This is a genomic window from Cupriavidus sp. 01L46 (assembly GCF_056399905.1).
The window spans coordinates 1-4828 of the sequence record NZ_JBFTSF010000398.1; the positions used below are offsets into that span (position 1 = coordinate 1).

Genomic DNA, 4828 nt, shown 5'->3' on the forward strand with positions numbered 1-4828 from the left:
CCTTTCATTTTTGACTCTGCCCATGCAAGCTTACCGACTTGTCGTTTTGCTGTTTACTGCCCTCGCGGCTACCCAGGCAGCCGCTGCCGACAGCGTCGCCTTTGCCGGCTTTGCCTATGCCGGCGACGCTCAGCAGATCGCGGCCCGCTTCCCGGTTACGCGACAGGTCGAGGCCGAGCTGACCGCCTCCGGCAGCGCGCCGAACAAGGCCATCAGCCGGTCTCTGGCCGCGCGCCCGCCCGCCAATTTCACGCTGTCCAGCGACGGCATGGCCAGCCTGAAGCATAGCGACCAGGCTCTCGCCACCGCACTGGTGGTGACCAGCGAGACCATCTCGTCCGAGCGCTTCGGCCGCCTGTACAAAGTGCTGGCCAACGTGCGTGGCCAGGCCCTGGTGTTCGACTTCAAGGCCATGACGGTGCTGCGCGCCTATCCGATCAATGTGACCTACCTCGACGTGCTCGACCATCAGCCCAGCGAGCGTGAGAAGCGCGACCGCGTCAAGCGCCTGCTGCTCGGCGGCGACAAGCCGGGCCTGTTCGATCGCTACGCTCAGGTCCTGTCGGGCGCGAAGCTGCCGTCGTCGGGCACCCGCTACCTGCAGGTATCGCAAGTCAACGTGGCGCCTGAAGCGCTGGCCCAGTTGCCCGAAGGCCTGAAGACGGGATCCGGCGTGGCCGAAGGCTGGCTCGCCGACATGTTCGGCGAAGCCCTGCTGGATAAGGCTGGCGTACCGATCCTGCCGTTCACCAAGGGCTATGCCATTGGCAATGCGATGGCGATGCGCTTCGCCGACGGCGAGGTCTTCAACCTCAAGCTGCCTGAGCCCGACTACACCATCCAGGTGGACCTGAAGGGCTTCAAGCGGGTCGAGTACGGCAGCTCTGCGGCCGGCACCAGCTACATCTATGCGGTGTACAGCCACGTCAAGCTGGGCGAGCCGATGTCCGGCAAGCAGTACCTCGATGCAGATTTCAAGAACGGCGAAGTGAAAGCCGTCCCCGTCACGCAGTCAGAGATCGACGATTTCCCGGCTTACGCGGATTCCCTGCGAGGCCTGTTCACCAAGCTGTCCAGTTCGCTGGGCGGCCAGGACAGCGACTGGCTGGCTGCGGCATCGTCGGGCGACAACGTTGGTAAACAAGTAGATGTCACAAGAGGAGTGGTCAAGTCATGCAAGTAATCCGTCAGCTCTGTTGGCTGTTTTTGTTCGCGTGCAGCCTGGCGTCGGCACAAGTGGTGTCATCCAAGGGCATGGCAAACGTGAAGTACGACAGTTCGGTGTTCTCGAGCAAGGCCAGCGCCGAGGACAAGGACCGCGCCTTCAAGACTGCGCAGGTCAACGCCATCGAGCGCTACTACGCCGAGAGCGGTGAGTCGCAAGCCGAGAATTTCGACAGCATCCGCGACAAGGTCGCGGCCAACCTCGACAAGTTCGTGCTGGGCGCGACCATCATCAGCGAGGAAGACAAGAAGGACGCCAGCCAGTATTCGGTGGTGGTCCGCGTCGACATCAACGTCGCCAAGCTGCGCAACGCGGTCAAGGGCGGCGCGGCTGTGGCAACGGCCTCGGACGCGCAGAAATCCCCGCTGACCTTCCTGTTCGTGGCGCGCCAGCAGGACTCCGTCAAGTCCTTCGATACGCGCGTCTACAAGCGCGCGGACATGAAGGAAAACGTCAACGAGAAGTCGACCCGCAACAGCTATTCGGCCAATGCCTCTGTCTCCGTCGAAACCGGCGGCAGCCGCACCCGCAAAGCGGATGACGTGAGCTGGCGCCTGGTGCCGTCGGGCAACCTGAACTCGGTGTTCACCGGCGTGTTCGCGCAGTCGGGCTTCCAGGTGGTGGAAGCCGCCTATGTCGAGCCCTCCTCGGGTGGCCACCTGCGCATCAGCGCGCTGGAAAACGACTACAAGAGCGGCAACGACCTGCAGCCCGCCACCATGCGAGAGGCCGTGCTGGGCCTGCAGACCGCCCAGGTCCCTTACCTGGCGCTCGGCACGCTCGACATCGGCATGCAGGACAGCGACCCGGTCACCGGCCTGACCCGCGTGTACGTGACGGTAACGGCCAAGCTGCTTGACGTGACCACGCGTTTCCCGCGCACGGTGTCGTCGGTCGGCCCGGTCCAGTACGCCGGCACCGGCCCGGACGCCAGCGTGGCACAGACCAACGCGCTCAAGCGCGCGGCCGATTCGGCAGCACGTGAGTTGGCGGCGCAACTGAACAACGCCAAGGTCCGCTAATTGCTCCCAGGCCGGCGCAAGCGCGTCACGGTACCGTACGGCCGGCCTCCCTACCCCTTTGCTTTCCCTGGAGAACAAACATGTTGAAGAAAGTCATCTCGATCGCTGCACTGTCCCTGCTGGCCGCTGGCCAGGCCCACGCCCTGCCTTCGCTGGGCAGCCTGACGGGTGGTTCGTCCTCGTCCAGCAGCGGCGCCACCGCCGATGCAAGCGGCGCGCAAGATCAGTTGTCCAAGGCCTACGTGGCTGCCGGCCGCGAAGTGCTGGTGGCCCAGTCCCACCTGGCGGACGCGGTTGGCCTGAAGGAACTGTCGGCCAAGGCAAAGGCGACCGCTGACGCGCTGACCGACGGCGCTACCAAGGGCAACCTGGAGGACTCCGACAAGCTGCAGAGCGAAGCCTCGGCCGCCATCGAAGCCAAGCTGAAAGACTCGAACACCAAGATCGATGCCGCCGGCAAGCAATCGTACGTCGAAGGCATGAAGCACCTTGGCCTGGGCGTGCTRCGCTATGTGGGCCTGCGTCCCAGCCTGATCGCCTTCAAGGATGCCGCACAGTCGCAACTCACCAGCGCATCGGTGATGGAAAAGCTGACGCTGACCAACAAGCTGTCGACGGGCACCTACATCGCTAGCGAAGCACCGGGCCACGTGACCCGCCTGGGCAGCACGCTGCAGGCTGCCACCGCATACGCGAAGAGCAACGAAATCCCCGTGCCGAAGGATGCCACCGCGGCACTCTCGGCCAAGTTCTAAGCCTGTTGCCATCGTGAACCAGAGCGGAACACTCCCCATGAAATGGCATCGTGCGCTGGCCGTCTGCGGCCTCGCATTGACGGTGTCGGTGGCAGGCTGCAAAGGCCGTGACGCGGAGCCGCCACCGGCCGCCGCATCCGCGGGCGCTTCTGCGCCGGTGGCAAGCGGCAGTGGCGCACCCGACGTGGGCCAGGTCGAAAAGGTGCGGGTCACCACCACCGGGCTTGGCCATACGCCGGCCGAAGCTATCGACCAGGCACTGCGCCAGGCCGTCATGCAGGTCAATGGCATGACCATCGAGCAGTCGTCGACGCAGTTCAAGTCGGTGCTGGGCCTGGCCGTGGGACGCGATCCGCTCACGCTGAGCTCGGCCGGCTTCGCGGAGCTGGTGAGCCAGAGCAGCCGTGGCGCCATCAGCAACTTCAAGGTGATCGAGATCAGCGAGCCCGGCCTGACCGAGCGCATGATCAAGGCCACCATCGAAGCCAATGTGGCCAAGTACAAGGCGCCGGCGGACCAGGGCAAGCTGCGCATCGCCATCGCCCCGCTGCGCGTGGACAGCCGCGCCGGCGGCGACACCGTGCGCATCGCCGCCGAGCTGCGCCAGCGCATTATGGACGCGCTGACGCAGAGCGGACGCTTCACCGTGCTGGAGCGCGATGTGGCACCGGAGCTCGGTGACGAAATGGATCGCATCTCGAATGGCCAGACCTCGGCGGACCAGTTCGCCAAGCTCGGCCAGGGACTCGGCGCGGACCTGATCTGGTTTGGCCGCGTCAATGCGTTCGAGCCGGGACGCCGCGCCAATGCAGATGGCGAGGCCGGCGTGCCAGGGCACTGGTCGGTCTCGCAGAAGTTCGTCAACGTGACCACCAGCGAAGTCCTGTTYAGCAATACCGCCAAGGGCGACGCCGGACGCGCGGCAGGCGAGCGCGTGGACGCCATGGAAGGCGCCGTCGTCTCCAAGGTGGTAGCCGATATCCTGGTGCGCCTCTACCCCGTCAGCGTGGCCTCCCGCGATGGCCACAACGTGGTCCTGAGCCAGGGTGGCCAGTCGGTGAGCAGCGGCACGGCCTATCAGGTCGTCATGCTGGGCAACGAGCTGCGCGATCCGCAGACCGGCCGCTCGCTCGGACGTACCGAGCAGGAGTGCTGCACCGTGGTGGTGGACCGGGTCACGCCCTCCTTGTCGTATGGGCATCTGGAAGACGTCAAGGTAAAGCTCGACGATATTCCAGCTGGCTCCCTGCAGCTGCGCGCGGAGATTCCGCCTGCGCCGCCGGCGGCTGATACCAAGCCCAAGAAAAAGGCAGCACCGCGCAAGGAAGAGTCCCTGGGGCCGCCCAAGAGCGACGCGAACTGGTGATCGGGTGATCGGGTGATCTGTTGAAGCCTTGGCGCCAGCCGGTCTGAAAGACGGCTCGCACGACAAAGCCGCACGCCGTCCTGGCGTGCGGCTTTGTCCATTCCGGGCGCCGCCTGCGTATGCCATCGCCATCGCCATCGCCATCGCCATTGACGACAAGCAAGTACGCCAGATGGTTCTAAGGTAAGAGTTGGCCCCCTCCTGCGCGACTTGCAGCTGGGGTTCTTTGAGTCACTTACCGGAGAGGAACATGTCAGTGACGCTCAGGTATTGGTCAGAAGACGGCGATGAGGAAACCGTCAATGTATCGTCCGCTCAACTCCTGTCTCAGATTGCGYCCCAACCCCCTTCGCGATCGCAGAAGCCGCCACCGGCCACTGAAGAAAAGCCGATCAAGTGGACCATCCCGGACGACCCGCCGGGCGATTTCGCCTAGCGCATAACGGCAAGGTGACAAAGC

The 4828-nt window shown here is 64.7% G+C and carries 5 protein-coding genes; all 5 read left to right on the plus strand.

Annotated features, from left to right (window positions below):
* Nucleotides 1-22: 22 nt before the first annotated feature.
* The 5 genes from AC1DS3_RS35240 to AC1DS3_RS35260 all read left to right on the plus strand — a co-directional run bounded on the left by AC1DS3_RS35240 (nt 23) and on the right by AC1DS3_RS35260 (nt 4804).
* Entirely contained in the window at nt 23-1183 is a 1161-nt protein-coding gene (locus tag AC1DS3_RS35240) for a hypothetical protein (protein WP_477129008.1), read from the plus strand.
* Entirely contained in the window at nt 1174-2247 is a 1074-nt protein-coding gene (locus AC1DS3_RS35245; protein ID WP_441631497.1) for a hypothetical protein, read from the plus strand. The genes AC1DS3_RS35240 and AC1DS3_RS35245 overlap by 10 nt, the downstream gene beginning before the upstream one ends.
* A gap of 80 nt (nt 2248-2327) precedes the next feature.
* The gene (locus tag AC1DS3_RS35250; protein WP_441631495.1) at nt 2328-3002 is read left to right on the plus strand and encodes a hypothetical protein; all 675 of its coding nucleotides are present in this window, start codon (nt 2328-2330) and stop codon (nt 3000-3002) included.
* Between the two features lie 37 nt (nt 3003-3039).
* Nucleotides 3040-4368, plus strand: coding sequence for a CsgG/HfaB family protein (locus AC1DS3_RS35255; protein WP_441631493.1), 1329 nt, complete (start codon nt 3040-3042; stop codon nt 4366-4368).
* A gap of 250 nt (nt 4369-4618) precedes the next feature.
* Nucleotides 4619-4804, plus strand: a complete 186-nt coding sequence (locus AC1DS3_RS35260; RefSeq protein ID WP_477129009.1) for a hypothetical protein — start codon at nt 4619-4621, stop codon at nt 4802-4804.
* Nucleotides 4805-4828 lie beyond the last annotated feature (24 nt).

Coding starts and splice junctions, on each gene's coding strand:
- AC1DS3_RS35245 (WP_441631497.1), top strand. CDS start 1,174: ATGCAAGTAATCCGTCAGCTCTGTTGGCTGTTTTTGTTCGCGTGCAGC.
- AC1DS3_RS35240 (WP_477129008.1), top strand. CDS start 23: ATGCAAGCTTACCGACTTGTCGTTTTGCTGTTTACTGCCCTCGCGGCT.